This is a genomic window from Streptomyces antibioticus, assembly GCF_002019855.1.
GTDB classification, from domain to species: domain Bacteria; phylum Actinomycetota; class Actinomycetes; order Streptomycetales; family Streptomycetaceae; genus Streptomyces; species Streptomyces antibioticus_B.
This window is the reverse complement of the sequence record NZ_CM007717.1, coordinates 3,617,576-3,633,527: the sequence shown is the minus strand read 5'-3', so window position 1 is coordinate 3,633,527 and position 15,952 is coordinate 3,617,576. Positions and strand designations below refer to the sequence as shown.

At 73.4% G+C, this 15,952-nt stretch carries 17 protein-coding genes; 12 read left to right on the top strand and 5 right to left on the bottom strand.

What is annotated here, in order from left to right:
• Positions 1-66: 66 nt before the first annotated feature.
• Positions 67-927 (top strand): MurR/RpiR family transcriptional regulator, encoded by an 861-nt coding sequence (locus AFM16_RS16110; protein ID WP_030792698.1) that lies wholly within the window; start codon positions 67-69, stop codon positions 925-927.
• A gap of 94 nt (positions 928-1,021) precedes the next feature.
• Positions 1,022-1,633, top strand: a complete 612-nt coding sequence (locus AFM16_RS16105; protein ID WP_078633719.1) for a hypothetical protein — start codon at positions 1,022-1,024, stop codon at positions 1,631-1,633.
• 18 nt (positions 1,634-1,651) lie between these two features.
• On the opposite strand, the gene AFM16_RS16100 is transcribed toward AFM16_RS16105, so the two are convergent.
• From AFM16_RS16100 to AFM16_RS16085, 4 genes are read right to left on the bottom strand one after another with little or no spacing between them, the layout of a single operon-like run.
• Positions 1,652-2,026, bottom strand: coding sequence for a roadblock/LC7 domain-containing protein (locus AFM16_RS16100; protein ID WP_030792704.1), 375 nt, complete (start codon positions 2,024-2,026; stop codon positions 1,652-1,654).
• Positions 2,027-2,049: 23 nt separating this feature from the next.
• Positions 2,050-2,544 carry a roadblock/LC7 domain-containing protein gene (locus AFM16_RS16095; protein WP_078633718.1) on the bottom strand — a complete coding sequence of 165 codons (495 nt, stop codon included), beginning with the start codon at positions 2,542-2,544 and terminating at the stop codon, positions 2,050-2,052.
• A gap of 34 nt (positions 2,545-2,578) precedes the next feature.
• The gene (locus AFM16_RS16090) at positions 2,579-3,436 is read right to left on the bottom strand and encodes a hypothetical protein (RefSeq protein WP_030792710.1); all 858 of its coding nucleotides are present in this window, start codon (positions 3,434-3,436) and stop codon (positions 2,579-2,581) included.
• Positions 3,433-3,828: a hypothetical protein gene (locus tag AFM16_RS16085; RefSeq protein WP_030792713.1), complete on the bottom strand. Its 396-nt coding sequence runs from the start codon at positions 3,826-3,828 to the stop codon at positions 3,433-3,435. The genes AFM16_RS16090 and AFM16_RS16085 overlap by 4 nt, the downstream gene beginning before the upstream one ends.
• A gap of 392 nt (positions 3,829-4,220) precedes the next feature.
• Here AFM16_RS16085 and hutU point away from each other — a divergent pair, with 392 nt between their 5' ends.
• From hutU to hutI, 4 genes are read left to right on the top strand one after another with little or no spacing between them, the layout of a single operon-like run.
• Positions 4,221-5,903, top strand: coding sequence for a urocanate hydratase (hutU, locus tag AFM16_RS16080; protein WP_078633717.1), 1,683 nt, complete (start codon positions 4,221-4,223; stop codon positions 5,901-5,903).
• Positions 5,900-7,117, top strand: a complete 1,218-nt coding sequence (locus tag AFM16_RS16075; protein WP_078633716.1) for an allantoate amidohydrolase — start codon at positions 5,900-5,902, stop codon at positions 7,115-7,117. The genes hutU and AFM16_RS16075 overlap by 4 nt, the downstream gene beginning before the upstream one ends.
• On the top strand, positions 7,114-8,451 hold the full coding sequence (locus tag AFM16_RS16070) for a formimidoylglutamate deiminase (protein WP_078633715.1): 1,338 nt from the start codon (positions 7,114-7,116) through the stop codon (positions 8,449-8,451). The genes AFM16_RS16075 and AFM16_RS16070 overlap by 4 nt, the downstream gene beginning before the upstream one ends.
• 23 nt (positions 8,452-8,474) lie before the next feature.
• Positions 8,475-9,647 (top strand): imidazolonepropionase, encoded by a 1,173-nt coding sequence (gene hutI, locus AFM16_RS16065; protein ID WP_078633714.1) that lies wholly within the window; start codon positions 8,475-8,477, stop codon positions 9,645-9,647.
• A gap of 28 nt (positions 9,648-9,675) precedes the next feature.
• On the opposite strand, the gene AFM16_RS16060 is transcribed toward hutI, so the two are convergent.
• Positions 9,676-10,554, bottom strand: a complete 879-nt coding sequence (locus AFM16_RS16060) for an RNA polymerase sigma factor SigF (RefSeq protein ID WP_078633713.1) — start codon at positions 10,552-10,554, stop codon at positions 9,676-9,678.
• A 271-nt stretch (positions 10,555-10,825) separates the two neighbouring features.
• Here AFM16_RS16060 and AFM16_RS16055 point away from each other — a divergent pair, with 271 nt between their 5' ends.
• From AFM16_RS16055 to AFM16_RS39370, 6 genes are all read left to right on the top strand, one after another.
• Positions 10,826-11,206 carry an STAS domain-containing protein gene (locus AFM16_RS16055; RefSeq protein WP_030792737.1) on the top strand — a complete coding sequence of 127 codons (381 nt, stop codon included), beginning with the start codon at positions 10,826-10,828 and terminating at the stop codon, positions 11,204-11,206.
• Between the two features lie 191 nt (positions 11,207-11,397).
• Positions 11,398-11,892 carry an ATP-binding protein gene (locus tag AFM16_RS16050; protein WP_030792740.1) on the top strand — a complete coding sequence of 165 codons (495 nt, stop codon included), beginning with the start codon at positions 11,398-11,400 and terminating at the stop codon, positions 11,890-11,892.
• Between the two features lie 115 nt (positions 11,893-12,007).
• On the top strand, positions 12,008-12,697 hold the full coding sequence (locus AFM16_RS16045) for a peptidase (RefSeq protein ID WP_078633712.1): 690 nt from the start codon (positions 12,008-12,010) through the stop codon (positions 12,695-12,697).
• Entirely contained in the window at positions 12,697-13,485 is a 789-nt protein-coding gene (locus tag AFM16_RS16040) for a COG1361 family protein (protein WP_078633711.1), read from the top strand. The genes AFM16_RS16045 and AFM16_RS16040 overlap by 1 nt, the downstream gene beginning before the upstream one ends.
• Positions 13,482-14,561 (top strand): hypothetical protein, encoded by a 1,080-nt coding sequence (locus AFM16_RS16035; protein ID WP_245177708.1) that lies wholly within the window; start codon positions 13,482-13,484, stop codon positions 14,559-14,561. Before AFM16_RS16040 ends, AFM16_RS16035 begins: the two co-directional genes overlap by 4 nt.
• A 77-nt stretch (positions 14,562-14,638) precedes the next feature.
• Positions 14,639-15,916: a hypothetical protein gene (locus tag AFM16_RS39370; RefSeq protein ID WP_167797370.1), complete on the top strand. Its 1,278-nt coding sequence runs from the start codon at positions 14,639-14,641 to the stop codon at positions 15,914-15,916.
• Positions 15,917-15,952 lie beyond the last annotated feature (36 nt).

Below are 15,952 nucleotides of genomic sequence, written 5' to 3'. Positions count from 1 at the left end.
ATGACCCCATGCACACTCCTTGCCGAGTGAATAGGGTGGCGGGGACATCCGGAGGGGGAGCGGGGCATGAGCGCGGAGAGCGACATGAGCGTGGCGGACACACCTGCGGGGCGGCTTCAGGCGCTCTTCGAGGGGCACCGGCTGACCCCGACCCAGCGGCGCATCGCCCACAGCATGGTGCGCCGCGCCCCCGACGTGCCGTTCCTGTCCAGCGTGGAGCTGGCCGAGCTGGCCGGGGTCAGCCAGCCCTCCGTGACCCGCTTCGCGGTCGCCCTCGGCTTCGACGGCTACCCCGCCCTGCGCAGGCATCTGCGCGAGGTCGCGCCCGTCGAACAGAGCCCCGGCTCGGCGTCGTTCAACGAGTACCAGCAGGCCGTCGAGGCCGAGATCGAGAATCTGCGGCACCTCGCCGACCTGCTCGCCGACCCGCGCCCGGTGCGCCGGGCCGGCCGGCTGCTCGCCGCCTCCCGCCCGCTGCCCGTGCTGGGCCTGCGCGCCGCCGCCTCCCAGGCGTACGGGTTCGCCTACTTCGCCGCCAAGGTCCATCCGGACGTCCGGCTGCTGCACGAGGGCGGCTCGATGGTCCAGGACCGGATCGACGCCGCCGTCCGCGCGGGCGCCACCGCGCTGCTCTGCTTCGCGCTGCCCCGGCACCCCCGCGAGGTCCTGGACACCCTCGGCCACGCCAAGGAGGCCGGGCTGAGCGTGGTCACCGTCGCCGACTCGGCGTTCGCCCCGGTCGCCAAGGTCTCCGACCTGCTGCTCCCGGCCGCCGTCGGCACCGGGCTCGCCTTCGACACGGCGTGCGCGCCGATGCTGCTGGGCCGGGTGCTGCTGGAGGCGATGTGCGACGACCTGCCCGACGCGCAGGCCCGCCTGGAGGAGTTCGACGCACGGGCCGCGGCGCGCGGGCTGTTCGTCGAATAGCGGGGCTGGCGGGCCCGGTTCTCAGACTCGTCTCACCTTCGCTCGCTAGCCTGCCCGCCCGACAGGACAGGGAACACGGCGAGGAGGCGGGACAGTGGCACGTGGAAAGCGCGCGGGGCGTGAGGGGCGCGGGGGACAGGGACTGGCACGGGTGGCCGTCGTCGTACGGGCCGGAGCCGCGCCGCTGTGGTGGGCCGGGGTGTTCGCGGCCGGGGTCGGGGTGCTGCCGCCCGGGCTCACCGGCCGCCGGATCGGGGTGCTGGCCGGGGCCGCGCTGTTCCTGGTGACGGCCGCCGTGGTGGCGGTGCGCGGACAGGGCCGTTTCGCCGCGCTGGCGCGCGGGGCCGCCCGGGCCGGCCGGGGCGATGTGCTCCAGGACCGGGCGGTCACCGTCCGCGTCTGGCGGCGGGGCCACCGCTGGTGGCTGCTGCTCGCCCTGGCGGCCGCGCTGGGCAGCTCCTTCGCCGTGCCCGCGGCCGGCGGCATGCTGCTCGCCGGCTGGGGCGCCGGGCTGCGGCTGAAGGCCGCCCGGATCGGCCGGCTGGAGCGGGCCGGGGACGCGCTGCTGTGGGTGCGCGTCGACTGGCTGGACCGCCTCGGCGGACGCCCCGCGGGCAAGGCCGTCAAGGGCTACCGGACCACCGGTGTCGCCGCGGGCGACGCGGCCCCGGGAGGGGCGCGCCGCCGCACCGACGTCTACGCCTGAGGCGGCGCCCGGACGTCCTCAGACCTCCAGGTCCTCCTCGATCTTGCGGAGCTGGTGGCGGGCCATCGCCAGGTTGGCCCGCTTGGCGTCCAGCACCAGGTAGAGGAAGAGGCCGTTGCCGCCCCGGCCGCTGATCAGCCGGATCAGGTGGTACTGGTCGGACAGCGTGATCAGGATGTCCTCGATCTGCGCCTTCAGCCCGAGGTGCTCCATGGTGCGCATCTTGGCGCGCACCACATCGGTGTTGCCCGCCGCGGCGACGTTCAGGTCGAAGCTCTTGCTGCCGCCCAGGGTGCCCAGCGCCATCCCGCTGGTGTAGTCGACGAGCGCGGCCGCCGAGGCACCCTCGATGGTGGCGAGGGCCTCTTTCAGCGCGGTTTCGGTGTTGGCCATGACTGGTTGCTCCTCGGTTCTTCTCAACTATCCGTGGTGGTGCGCGCGTTGGTGCCGCGCGCCGATCTGGTCCGTACGGTGAGGGGCTTGGCGGGGGGCTGCGGGCGCGGCGGTGCGAGCGCGGGCCTCGCCGCCCGCACCCTCGCCTCCCGCGCGTCGACCAGCTCCCCGACGCGGACCGCGGCCCGGCGCCCCTCCAGGTGCAGCCGGCCGACGTTGACCCGGTCCTGCGCGAGCACGGTCAGCACCGCGCTGTGGCCGGCCGAGTAGGTGGCGACATAGCCGTAGACGCCCCGCACCAGCAGTTCGCGGAAGTCGCCCTGGCCGGTGGTGTCGGCCAGCCGCACCGCGACGGCGAGGGCGGCCGCGGTCAGCGCCGCCACCCCCTCCGGCTCCACGCCGGGGGTGTCGTGGGCGAGGACGAGACCGTCCACACCGGCCACGAGCGCACCCGTGAGCTGGGGCACCCGGGCCCGCAGCCGGCGCAGCTCGTCGAGGATGTCCGGCTCGGCCGCCATCAGTTCGTTCCTCCCGTCGCGCGGGCGCTGCCGCTCAAAGGGCCTCCAGCGCATCCCTGAGCCTCTTCAGCAGACCGATGTCGGGGTCGTTCACGCGGGGCATCGAGATGCCCGGCGGTGGATGGGCGGCCGCCGGTGCCACCGGCGGGGGCGGCGGCAGCAGCGCGGTCAGCAGACCCGCGGCGGCCAGCCGACGGACGTCCACCAAGGTGTGGAACGCCTGCCGGCCCAGCTCCCGCGCGATGTCCGACGCCGTACGCACGCCGTTGACCAGGGCCAGGACCGCTCTCTGCCGGGCGGTCGCGGGCGGCGCCGCCACCGCCTCGGTGCGCCGCAGCGGCGCGCCGTCGGCCAGCGGGTCGGGCCACACCCGGTCCAGCAGCTCACGGCGGCGCACCGTCTCGCGCTCCAGCGCGTCCACCGGCACCGGCAGCAGCGGGCCGAGCCAGTGCCCGGTGCCGTAGACGAAGCGGCCGGGGGTGCTGCTGGGGGCGAGCGCGAAGTACGCGGCGTCGTACAGCGCGCCCAGGTGGCACAGCTCCAGGGCGCCGCGCGGGATCCGGCCGGTGTCGAGCAGCAGCCGGGCGGCGCCGTACCGCTGGTCGGCGCGCTCCACGGCGGCCCGCCAGACGGTGGGGTCGAGGGTGCCGTGGGTCAGCAGGAGCACGTCGAGGCCGGGTGCGAGCGGGCTCTCGGCGTGCACCACCCGGCCCTCGGCCAGATAGAGCGAGCCGCGCTCGCGCTCCAGGACGCCGGTGGCCCGCTCGGCGGCGAGCCGGTTCAGCATCGGGGAGAGCCCGGCCCCCGCCCGGTGCCGCGCCGTCGATCTCTCGCGCACCGGGAGCCGGGGTGGTGGGGTGGTGCCCTGCGGTGTCGTCCCCACGAGCGTCATCCCAGCACCAGCCGTCCGGCCATCTCGCCCAGCCGGATCCGGGCCAGTGCGAGATTGCCGTCCGGCCGGCCCAGCCACACGTGCAGGAAGACGCTGCTGTCGAAGGACGTCGAGACGAACCGCAGCAGGTGGTAGCTGTCCCGGTTGCTGATGATGAGGTCCTCCACCGGCGGGTCCGCCCGCTCGTCGTCTCCCTGGTCGGGCGTGAACGCCCGCTGCTCCGCCGTGAGCCGGGCGACCTCGGCGGCCTCGGCGGCCGCGGCCTCGTGGTCACCGCCGGGGAAGTCCCCGACCGAGCCCAGGGCGAGCCCGCTGGTCCAGTCGACCAGTGCGGCTCCCCGGGCCCCGGGCAGCCGCATGGCCTCCAGTAGGCACTCGTCGATTCCGGGCACCGTGGCTCCCCTCCCGCCTGCGGTTCGGCTGAGTGATGAGGAGGCTACGCAACGTGTGCGCGATGAGTGAGTCTTCGGGCATTTTCCGGCGGAACATGCGCCGAGTGACTAGGGTGGGTCGGCTCGCGCCGTTTTCGGGCCCGTTCGTCATGCCTGTTCCCCGTTTGAACACCCCGCCCACCGGCGCGCGTCAAGGGCGCGCGGGCCCGCGCGGGGTGGTGAACGCGCCGCCGCCCGCCCCCTCCTCGCGCCGCTCCCGCAGCCCCTCCGGCCCACCCGGCGCTGCCCGTGTCGCGGGTCCGCCCGTATTGACTAGCTCTATTCATCACGCGAGGATGTGAATAACAGCAGTAACAATCCGCCGGGATCACCCATCCGCAAGGAGGCCGACCATGTCAGGACCCCGCCCCGTACGAGCGCCCCGCGGTACGGAACTGAGCGCCCTGGGATGGCAGCAGGAAGCCGCCCTGCGGATGCTCCAGAACAACCTCGACCCCGAGGTCGCCGAACACCCCGACAAGCTCGTCGTCTACGGCGGCACCGGCAAGGCCGCCCGCGACTGGCGCTCCTTCGACGCGATGGTCCGCACCCTGCGCACCCTCAAGCAGGACGAGACGATGCTCGTCCAGTCCGGCCGCCCCGTCGGCGTGATGCAGACCCACGAGTGGGCCCCGCGCGTCCTCATCGCCAACTCCAACCTCGTCGGCGACTGGGCCAACTGGGAGGAGTTCCGCCGCCTGGAGGCCCTCGGCCTGACCATGTACGGCCAGATGACCGCCGGCTCCTGGATCTACATCGGCACCCAGGGCATCCTCCAGGGCACCTACGAGACCTTCGCCGCCGTCGCCGCGAAGCTGCATTCAATCGGCAAGGGGGTCGGCGGCACCCTCGCCGGGACCATCACCCTCACCGCCGGCCTCGGCGGCATGGGCGGCGCCCAGCCCCTCGCCGTGACCATGAACGACGGTGTCGCGATCTGTATCGACTGCGACCCCCGCGCCATCGACCGCCGCATCGAGCACCGCTACCTCGACGTGAAGGCCGACTCCCTCGACCACGCCCTCCAGCTCGCCACCGAGGCCCGCGACGCCCGCCGCCCGCTCTCCATCGGCGTCCTCGGCAACGCCGCCGAGCTGGTCCCGCAGCTCCTCGCCCTGGGCGCGCCGATCGACATCGTCACCGACCAGACCTCCGCCCACGACCCGCTGGCCTACCTGCCCACCGGGATCGCCTTCGAGGACATGGCCGACGCCGCCGCCAAGGACCCGGCCGGCTTCACCACCCGCGCCCGCGAGTCCATGGCCCGGCACGTCGAGGCCATGGTCGGCTTCCAGGACGCCGGCGCCGAGGTCTTCGACTACGGCAACTCCATCCGCGGCGAGGCCCAGCTCGCCGGATACGACCGGGCGTTCGCCTTCCCCGGCTTCGTCCCCGCCTACATCCGCCCGCTGTTCTCCGAGGGCAAGGGCCCCTTCCGCTGGGCCGCCCTGTCCGGCGAGGCGTCCGACATCGCCAAGACCGACAAGGCGATCCTCGACCTCTTCCCCGAGAACGAGTCCCTGCACCGCTGGATCAAGCTGGCCGGCGAGCGCGTCCACTTCCAGGGCCTGCCCGCCCGCATCTGCTGGCTCGGCTACGGCGAGCGCGACAAGGCGGGCGAGCGGTTCAACGACATGGTCGCGAGCGGCGAGCTGGCCGCCCCCCTCGCCATCGGCCGCGACCACCTCGACTGCGGCTCCGTCGCCTCCCCCTACCGCGAGACCGAGGCCATGCTCGACGGCTCCGACGCCATCGCCGACTGGCCGCTGCTGAACGCCATGGTCAACGTCGCCTCGGGCGCCTCCTGGGTCTCCCTCCACCACGGCGGCGGCGTCGGCATGGGCCGCTCCATCCACGCCGGCCAGGTCACCGTCGCCGACGGCACCCCGCTCGCCGGCGAGAAGATCCGCCGGGTCCTCACCAACGACCCCGGCATGGGCGTCATCCGGCACGTCGACGCCGGATACGACATCGCGGAGAACGTCGCCGCCGAGCGCGGCGTGCGGGTGCCCATGCGTGAAGGTGACGACGCGTGACCTTCCACAGCATGTGGGCGGAGCTGCTGCCGATCGGCCGCAGCTCCGCCTCCGGGGGCTACCGCCGCTACGCCTGGACCGGCGCCGACACCGACTGCCGGGCCTGGTTCAAGGACCAGGCCGAGGCCCGCGGCCTCACCTACGAGACCGACCGCAACGGCAACCAGTGGGCCTGGCTCGGCGACCCCACCGCCGGTGACGCCGTCGTCACCGGCTCCCACCTCGACTCCGTGCCCGACGGCGGCGCCTTCGACGGCCCCCTCGGCGTGGTGTCCTCCTTCGCCGCGCTGGACGAACTGCGCGCCCGGCAGGCGCACTTCGCCAAGCCCCTCGCGATCGTCAACTTCGGCGACGAGGAGGGCGCCCGCTTCGGCCTGGCCTGCGTCGGCTCCCGGCTCACCGCCGGAGCCCTGACCGCCGAGCAGGCGCACCGGCTCACCGACGCCGACGGCGTCACCCTATCGCGCGCCATGGAGGCCGCCGGGTACGACCCCGACGCCATCGGCGCGGACCCGGAACGGCTGGCCCGCATCGGCGCCTTCGTCGAACTCCACGTCGAACAGGGCCGCGCCCTGGACCTGTCCGGCGACCGGGTCGGCGTCGCCAGCGCCATCTGGCCGCACGGCCGCTGGCGCTTCGACTTCCGCGGCGAGGCCAACCACGCGGGCACCACCCGGCTCGTCGACCGCCGCGACCCGATGCTGTCGTACGCCGAGACGGTGCTCGCCGCCCGCCGCGAGGCCGAACTCGCCGGTGCCGTCGCCACCTTCGGCAAGATCTCCGTCGAGCCGAACGGCGTCAACGCCGTGCCCTCCCTGGTGCGCGGCTGGCTCGACTCCCGCGCCGAGGACCAGAGCACCCTCGACACCGTCGTCGGCGGCATCGAGCGGGCGGCCCGCGCCCACGCCGACGCGCACGGCATCGACCTCGACGTGGTCCGGGAGTCCTTCACCCCCGTGGTCGAGTTCGACCACGCCCTGCGCGACGAACTGGCCCGCATCCTGGGCACCGGCACCGGCCTCAAGGTGCCCGTCCTCGGCACCGGCGCCGGACACGACGCCGGAATCCTCTCCGGACGCGTCCCGACCGCCATGCTGTTCGTGCGCAACCCCACGGGCGTCTCGCACTCCCCGGCCGAGTTCGCGGCCGAGGACGACTGCGTGGCCGGAGTGCACGCCCTCGCCGACGTACTGGAAGGACTGGCCTGCGCGTGACCAAGCGGACCTACTGGGCGGAGCACGCCTGGCTCGACGACACCGTCGAGCCGGGCGTCGCGCTCGACGTCGCCGACGGCCGCATCACCGCCGTCCACAAGGAGACACCCGCACCGCCGCCCGGCGCGGAGGTGCTGCGCGGGCTCACCCTCCCCGGCCTGGCCAACGCCCACAGCCATGCTTTTCACCGGGCGCTGCGCGGCACCGTCCAGATCGGTTCCGGGACTTTCTGGACCTGGCGCGACCTCATGTACCGCTTCGCCGACCGGCTGACCCCGGACACCTACCACGCCCTCGCCCGCGCGGTGTACGCCGAGATGGCCCTCGCCGGCATCACCGCCGTCGGCGAGTTCCACTACGTCCACCACGCCCCCGGCGGCACCCCCTACGCCGACCCCAACGCGATGGGCGAGGCCCTGATCGAGGCCGCCGTCGCAGCAGGCATCCGCATCACCCTCCTCGACACCGCCTACTTCTCCGCCGGCTTCGGACAGCCCCCCAACACGCACCAGCTCCGCTTCTCTGACGGCACCGCGGACGCCTGGGCCGAACGCTGTTCACTTCTCAAGGAACGGGATCACGCGAGGATCGGTGCGGCGATCCACTCCGTACGGGCCGTGCCCGCCGACCAGTTGGCGACCGTCGCCCGCTGGGCCGCCGAGCGCGGGGCGCCGCTGCATGTGCACCTGTCCGAGCAGACCGCCGAGAACGACGCCTGCCACGCCGCCCACGGCCGCACCCCGACCCGGCTGCTCGCCGACCACGGGGTCCTCGGCCCGCGCACCACCGGCGTCCACAACACCCACCTCACCGACGAGGACATCGCCCTGCTCGGCGGCACCGGCACCGGCACCTGCATGTGCCCGACGACGGAACGGGACCTCGCCGACGGCATCGGCCCGGCCGTCGCCCTCCAGGCCGCGGGCTCACCGCTCTCCCTCGGCTCGGACAGCCACGCCGTCATCGACCTCTTCGAAGAGGCCCGCGCGATGGAGCTGAACGAGCGCCTGCGCACCCGCACCCGGGGCCACTGGACGGCCGCCGCCCTGCTGCGCGCCGCCTCCGCAGACGGTCACGCCGCGCTCGGCCGCCCCGAGGCGGGCACCCTGGAGACCGGCGCGCCCGCCGACTTCACCACGATCGCCCTCGACACCGTCAGGACAGCGGGCCCGCTGCCCCGGCTCGGCGCCGAGACCGCCGTATTCGCGGCGACCGGGGCGGACGTACGGCACACGGTCGTCGCGGGCCGGCACGTCGTACGCGACGGGGCCCATACGCTCGTACCGGATGTGCCATCGGCGCTGGCGGGCGCGATCCAAGCCCTGCGCGGCTGAACCCCATCACCCCTGAGGACACGATGAGCAGCACCGTCATCACCAACATCGCCACGCTGGTCACCAACGACCCCTCCCTCGGTGACAACTCCCCTCTCGGTCTGGTCCGGGACGCGGCCGTCGTCCTCGACGGCGACCGCGTCGCGTGGACCGGTGAATCCAGCAAAGCACCCGCCACTGACAATCGGGTCGACGCCGGCGGCCGGGCGGTGATCCCGGGCTTCGTCGACTCCCACTCCCACCTGGTCTTCGCAGGCGACCGCACCGAGGAGTTCAACGCCCGGATGTCCGGCCGCGGCTACACGGCGGGCGGCATCCGCACCACGGTCGCCGCCACCCGCGCCGCGACCGACCGGGAACTGGAGGCCAACCTCACGCGTTTCCTGGACGAGGCGCTGCGCCAGGGGACGACCACGTTCGAGACCAAGTCGGGTTACGGCCTGACCGTCGCCGACGAGGCCCGCGCCCTGCGCCTGGCCGCCGCCCACACCGACGAGGTCACCTACCTCGGCGCCCACATCGTCTCCCCCGACTACGCCGACGACCCGGCCGCGTACGTCGCCCTGGTCACCGGCGAGATGCTCGACGCCTGCGCGCCGTACGCCCGCTGGATCGACGTCTTCTGCGAGAAGGGCGCCTTCGACGGCGACCAGGCCCGGGCGATCCTCACGGCCGGAAAGGCCAAGGGGCTGCACCCCCGCGTCCACGCCAACCAGCTCTCCTACGGCCCCGGCGTGCAGCTCGCCGTCGAACTGGACGCGGCCAGCGCCGACCACTGCACCCACCTCACCGACGCCGACGTGGACGCGCTGGCGAGCGGGAACACCGTCGCCACGCTGCTGCCGGGCGCCGAGTTCTCCACCCGGGCCGCGTGGCCCGACGCCCGCCGGCTGCTGGACGCGGGCGTCACCGTCGCGCTCTCCACGGACTGCAACCCCGGCTCGTCCTTCACGTCCTCCGTCCCCTTCTGCGTCGCCCTCGCGGTGCGGGACATGGGGATGACGCCGGACGAGGCGGTGTGGTCGGCGACGGCCGGCGGCGCGGCGGCCCTGCGCCGCGCCGACATCGGCCGCCTCGCTCCGGGCGCCCGGGCCGACCTGGTCCTGCTGGACGCCCCGAGCCATGTCCACCTGGCCTACCGGCCGGGCGTCCCGCTGGTCTCCCAGGTGTGGCGCCGGGGCGTACAGGTGGTCTGAGGAGAGCCGAGGGAAGCCCGGGTAAGCCCTACTCCTCGGCCGTCAGTCCCTCGCGCAGACGGCTCAGCGTGCGCGAGAGCAGCCGGGAGACATGCATCTGGGAGATGCCGAGCTCCTCGCCGATCTCCGACTGGGTCAGCCCCGCGACGAAGCGCAGGGAGAGGATCTGGCGGTCGCGGGGCGCGAGCCCGGCGATCATCGGCTTGAGGGACTCGATGTACTCGATGCCCTCGATCCCGTGGTCCTCGTACCCGATGCGGTCGGCGAGGGCGCCCTCCGCGTCGTCGTCCTCCGGCTGGGCGTCCAGGGAGGAGGCGGTGTAGGCGTTGGACGCCGCCATGCCCTCCAGGACCTCCTCCGGGCTGCGGCCGAGGCGCTCCGCCAGTTCCGCGACGGTGGGCGCGCGGTCCAGCTTCTGGGCCAGTTCGTCGCCCGCCTTGGCCAGGTCGATGCGCAGCTCCTGGAGCCGGCGCGGGACCCGGACCGACCAGGACGTGTCACGGAAGAAGCGCTTGATCTCGCCGATGATGGTCGGCATCGCGAAGGTGGGGAACTCGACGCCCCGGGACAGCTCGAAGCGGTCGATCGCCTTGATCAGACCGATCGTGCCGACCTGGACGATGTCCTCCATCGGTTCACTGCGCGAGCGGAAGCGGGAGGCGGCGAACTTGACCAGCGTGAGGTTCAGCTCGACGAGCGTGTTGCGGACGTACGCGTGCGCGTGGGTGCCCTCTTCGAGGGACTCCAGCCGCTCGAAGAGCGTCTTCGAGAGAGCGCGCGCGTCGACGGCGCCGATCTCGTCGTACGGAGGGATCTCGGGGAGGTCCTCCATGAGGGGGTCAAGATGTTCCGGTGGGGGTGCCGACGTCGCTGTGGGGGTGTGCGATGCGTCGAGCCGGGGTGACATGATGCCTCCATCGTTCTCGGCATAGGCTGCCGAAGCCAGTGAGCGCACTACGGTGTGCGGCGCCTCCAAAGCCGGCCGTGTCGGTTGGGTGTTCCTCCTAGCCCTACCCGCTCCACCGAACCGATCGCAAGTTCGTTTTGTTGGTTTATGTCCGTTTGTGGATGATTGTTCGGCTGTTGGAGTGCGTGGAGAAGGCGTAGTGTTCGAGGGCGCGGCACGCCGTGCGATGAGCAGTTCCACAAGCAGTGAGCGAACCCCGGGAGATACACGCATGGACCGCGGGACGGTCGGCAGCGCACAGTCGGGCCGGCTTCTGGTCGAGGTGCGGCAGGAAGGCTCCAACGCCGTGGTGACCCCGGCGGGTGAGTTGGACCACCACACCGCCGATCTGTTGCGTGACCCCTTGGAGGACTGCCTCGCCAAGGGGCTCAGCCGTCTGGTCGTGGACTGCTCACGGCTGGAGTTCTGCGACTCCACGGGGCTGAACGTGCTGCTCGGGGCCCGTCTGAAGGCCGAGGCGGCCGGGGGCGGGGTGCATCTCGCGGGCATGCAGCCGGTGGTGGCGCGCGTCTTCGAGATCACCGGTGCGGACGCGGTCTTCACCGTGCACGACTCCCTGGAAGCGGCGCTCGCCGCCGACGACGCCGGCTGACTCGTGAGCCGGGGGTGTTCCGGCCCGTCCCTCGGGCAGGAGACACCTGAACATGTCGACGGCAACGACGGCAACGACGGCCGTGAAGGTGACGGAAACGCCGTCCGGCCACGTAATGACCTACGAGTGATGACGTTCGAGTGATGACTTCTGAATCGTGCAGCTTGCGGAATCGGTGAGGTGAAGCGCTGATGAGCACCACCCGGCCCTACTCGCCGGGCGACCGCGGTCCGGAGCAGGAGCCGGAGGCCGACGGCGCTTCCGGGGCGTCGACGGGCCCCGAGGTCCGCCGGCTGAGCTTCGACGGGGCCAGCGGGGTCGTCCCGCTCGCCCGCGACTTCGCCCGGCAGGCGCTGTACGCGTGGGGCTGGCTGCCCGCGGCCACCGCCGACCGGCGCGCGGCCGCCGAGGACGTCCTGCTCGTCGTCTCCGAACTGGTCACCAACGCCTGCCTGCACGCCGAGGGGCCCGAACAGATGGTCATCGGCTGCGACCGGAAGGTGATCCGCGTCGAGGTCTCCGACCGGGGCACGGGCCAGCCGGCGCCGCGCACCCCGCACCGCGCGGGACGCCCCGGCGGTCACGGCATGTTCATCGTCCAGCGCCTCTGCCTGGACTGGGGCGTCGTCCGCGCCCCCGGCGTCACCGGAAAGACGGTCTGGGCCGAACTGGGCGCCCCGGCCTGACGTTTTCCGCGCCCCTTTTCTCACCGTCTCTTCTTTCTCACCGTCTCTTCCCTCCTCAAGGTGCCGGGCGTACCTTGACGGCTCGATCTGATGCCTCGTCAGTAGGGATGGGACCGTGTCGAACCGGAAGCGAACCGCCGCGCTCGTGACCGTCGCGGCCCTGGCCGGCTCGGTGGTCTGGACGGCCGCCCCGGTGGCCACGGCCCAGGTCGTCGACGTGAACTACGCCTGCAAGACCCCCATCGGCGACAAGAGCGCCGTGTCGCCCATCGACATCAAGGGCGTCAAGAGCGGCAGCGGTTACAGGATCACCATGTCGTGGCAGAAAGGCGTCTCCTCCAGCCCCGTCGAACTCGGCAAGGGCTCGATGAACCCCAGTGCCACGATCACGCTCGGCGGCGCGGACAGCGGCACCGTGGCCGTGACCGGACCGGCGAACCAGGCCGCGATCCCCGAGAACACCCCCATCAAGATCAACGACCTGAGCGGCACGTACACCCCGAGGAAGAGCGGGAAGGTCACCTTCACCGCGGGGACCCTCACCATCAAGGCCCTCGGTACGACGACCACGTGCACGCCCGCCAACAGCCCCGGCCCGTCGCTCACCCTGGACGTGACGGCGGCGGGCGGGACGGGCGGGACCGGCGGCTCGGCAAGTGGAGGCAGCGGCGGCTCGGGCGGGGCGGCGTTGCCCCGGACCGGCCCCGAGGACTCCGCCGTCGCCCTCGGCACCCTCGGCGGCACCGTCCTGCTCCTCGGCGCGGCCGGCACGCTCTGGCTGACCCGGCGCAACCAGCCCCGCTGATGTCGTACGCCCGCGCCGCCCTGCTGCTCTCCCTGCCCCTGCTGCTGGGCGCCACGCCCGCCCCCGGCGGCTGGTCGGCCGTGCCCTCCGGCGGCGGACGGCCCGCCTTCTACGCGGAGGGCGTCCCGGGGACGGTGCTCCAGGACACCGTCTCCGTGGTCAACCGCGGCACCCGGACGCTCACCGTCCGGCTGACCGGCACCGGGCTCCCCGTACGGTTCGCGCGCACGGCCGTCGACGTCCCCGCCCGCACCCGCGCCGAGGTGCCGTTCACGGTGAGCGTGCCGGGGGACGCGGGCCCGGGGGAGCGGACCGGGGAGATCGTCGTACGGGAGTCCGCGGGGCGCCGGACCGCCGTGCCGCTGCTGGTACGGGTCGAGGGCCCCGAACTGGCCGCGCTGACCGTGGAGCACGTGGCGGTGCGCGGCGACCGGATCACGTACGAGCTGGTCAACCGGGGGACGACCGAACTGGCACCGAGGCTCGCGGTGCGCGCGGAGGGCGTGTTCGGCACCGTACTGGACCGTCCGCCGCACCCCCTGCCCGTCCACCTGCCCCCGGGCCGCCGCCTACGGCTCACCGAACCCTGGCCCGGCCGCCCGGCCCTGGACGCGGTGACCGTCCACCTGACCGCCACGGCCCCCGGCACCCCACCGGCCACCGCCCGCACCACAACCCGCTTCGTGCCCTGGGGACCCCTGGCGGCAGGCACGGCAACGGCCTTGGCCGCGGCCGCGGCGGCTCTGACGGTCGTACGGCGGCGTGGGAAGGGGGTGGTGACGGCGTGAAGCGGACCGTACTGCGGGGTCTCGTGGCGCTGCTCGCCCTGGCGGCGGTGCTTCTCGGGCTGCCGGTGGGTGGGGTGGCTTCCGCCGCCGAGCGGCCCGTCGTCACCCTCTCCGACTCCCAGGCGGGGACCGGGGGCACGGTCACCGTCAGCGGGAAGGGATGGCCCGCGCGGACCCTGCTGATGGTGCTGGTCTGTGGCCGGGCCACGCCCGCCCGGGGTGTGCTCGGGGGGACCAACTCCTGTGCCAACGCCGACGGCCGGGCCGTCACCACCGACGCCGACGGGCGCTTCAGCCGGCGGCTCCCCGTGACCGAGCCGCCCGTGCCCTGCCCGTGTGTCGTGCACGTGGCCACCGCGACCGGCGCGAAGGAGAAGGCCGACGCGGTGTTCCAGGTGGCCGGGCACCCGGTGGAGGCGTTGCCCGAGGAGACGGCCGGCGGTCGGCTGTCCGTGCTCAGCGACCTCCGGCTGGAGGGCTCGGGCGGTCTGCTCACCTGGTTCGGCGCGCCGCCCCGCCGCACGCTCGTCCTCACCGTCGGCAATGCCGGCACCGGCCCCGTCCGCGACCCCGTCTTCCAGGTCGGCACCGCCCACGGCGTGTTCGCCCCGCAGTGGGACGAGCACCGGTGGCGCGGCACGATCGCCCCCGGCCAAAAGGCCCGGATCGAGCTGCCCGTCGAACTCGCCGCCGGTGCCCACGGCGACTACACCGTCTCCCTCAAGTACGGCGGGAAGGTCGTCGCCGAGCAGCCGTGGCGGGTGGGCCGCCCCTGGGGCGTGACCCTGTTCTGGCTCCTGCTGTGCGTGGTCGTGCCGACCGCCGTGTTCCGGATCGGGATGGCGGTGGTGGACCGGACACGGCCCCCGGGACAGCGGCCGCGACGGAGACCACGACAGGGGCGGCGCCCGCGCCACGGACGCCTGACGCGGCCCGGCGCCACCGAGCGGCCGCCGCGACCGGCCTCCACCCCGGCGGTCCTCCCCTGGTTCTCCCCGGACACCGGTCCGGGCCCCGCACCGCACGACGACCGTCCGACGAGTCCCACGACTCCGACAGGGAAGGGAACCCCGTGAGCGAGAGGGAGAGCGAGAGAGCCGCACCGCCCCGGGCCGGACGGCGGAGAGGGGCCGCCGCGGCCGGCGCCGTCGTCCTGTTCACCGGGGCCGCCGCCCTGCTGGGCGTGACCGCCGGACCGGCCCAGGCCGCCGAGGTCTCCTACGCCACCAAGTGCGTCCCGCCCTCGGGCGTCGGTCTCCCCGACGTCGACGGGACGACCAAGGTGGAGATCACCGCGCCCGCGACGGCGAAGGTCGGCGACACCGTCGACGTCGTCTGGAAGTTCACGCAGGCCGCGTCCAAGAACCCCGACATCATCGACCTGCCCGCGAACTCGGTGCAGCCCTCCGGCACCCTCAAGGCGGCCGGCGCGCAGAGCGCGGCCGTCGCGATGAGCGGGCCGCGCCAGAACCCGGCGATCCCCAAGGGCGCCGCGATGGTGCTGTCCGACATGAAGGGCACGCTGAAGCTGACGACGGCGGGCCAGGTGACGCTCACCCCGGACGCGTACGTCGTCAACGCGTTGTCGACGGACACCAAGTGCGCGCCCACGGAGGCGGTCCAGCCCGCGGCGACCATCAACGTCACGGCGGGGGAGGGGAGTTCGGAACCACCCAGCTCAAGCCCCAGCCCCAGCCCGAGCCAGAGTCCGAGCCCCAGCACCAGCACCAGTCCCAGCGCCTCGCCGAGCCAGTCGCCGTCCCCCTCCGGCGACGCCCCCACCGACTTCACCGGCAAGGTCGTCGACGTCCCCTACACCTGCCAGTCGCCCATCGGGGAGAAGAAGGCCACCTCGCCGGTGCAGATCAACGCGAAGAGGAACGGCGGGAGTTACGACCTCACCGTGCAGTTCAAGAAGTCGGTGATGGACAGCCCGGTCGCCATCCCGGCCGACTCGGTGAAGCCGTCGATGCGGATCGTGCTGGGCGGTTCGGACCAGGGCTCGGTGACGGTGACCGGTCCGACGAACGCCTCCCCGATCGCGCAGGGCGCCCCGATCGAGATCCCCGATCTGACCGGCACGTACAAGCCGGGCGCGACCGGTGAGTCCACGCTCTCCCCGGGTGTGCTGATCGTCGAGGCCCTCGGCACGACCACGACCTGTACCCCGGACAGCACGTCGGTCTCGCTCACCCTGGACACCGAGGAGCAGGCGAGCGGCGCGTCCGGCGGGAGTGCGTCCGGGAGTTCATCCGGTAGTGCATCCGGGGGTGTGTCCGGAAGCGGGAGCACGTCGACCGGCGGCGGCCTCGCCGAGACCGGTGCCGGTGACCACGGCACCCTGAAGGCCCTCGGCCTGGTTGCGGGCACGGCCGTCCTGCTGGGCGCGGCGGTGTTCACGTTCCTGCCGGGACGCAGATGGCTGCGCTGAGAGCCGGGTGACGCGCGAAGGGCCGCCCCGGTGACC

Bases quoted from the DNA above. Each gene is read 5' to 3' on its own strand.
- AFM16_RS16110 (WP_030792698.1), top strand. From the start codon at position 67: ATGAGCGCGGAGAGCGACATGAGCGTGGCGGACACACCTGCGGGGCGG.
- AFM16_RS16100 (WP_030792704.1), bottom strand. From the start codon at position 2,026: ATGGCCAACACCGAAACCGCGCTGAAAGAGGCCCTCGCCACCATCGAG.
- AFM16_RS16095 (WP_078633718.1), bottom strand. From the start codon at position 2,544: ATGGCGGCCGAGCCGGACATCCTCGACGAGCTGCGCCGGCTGCGGGCC.
- AFM16_RS16090 (WP_030792710.1), bottom strand. From the start codon at position 3,436: ATGACGCTCGTGGGGACGACACCGCAGGGCACCACCCCACCACCCCGG.
- hutU (WP_078633717.1), top strand. From the start codon at position 4,221: ATGTCAGGACCCCGCCCCGTACGAGCGCCCCGCGGTACGGAACTGAGC.
- hutI (WP_078633714.1), top strand. From the start codon at position 8,475: ATGAGCAGCACCGTCATCACCAACATCGCCACGCTGGTCACCAACGAC.
- AFM16_RS16060 (WP_078633713.1), bottom strand. From the start codon at position 10,554: ATGTCACCCCGGCTCGACGCATCGCACACCCCCACAGCGACGTCGGCA.
- AFM16_RS16055 (WP_030792737.1), top strand. From the start codon at position 10,826: ATGGACCGCGGGACGGTCGGCAGCGCACAGTCGGGCCGGCTTCTGGTC.
- AFM16_RS16050 (WP_030792740.1), top strand. From the start codon at position 11,398: ATGAGCACCACCCGGCCCTACTCGCCGGGCGACCGCGGTCCGGAGCAG.
- AFM16_RS16040 (WP_078633711.1), top strand. From the start codon at position 12,697: ATGTCGTACGCCCGCGCCGCCCTGCTGCTCTCCCTGCCCCTGCTGCTG.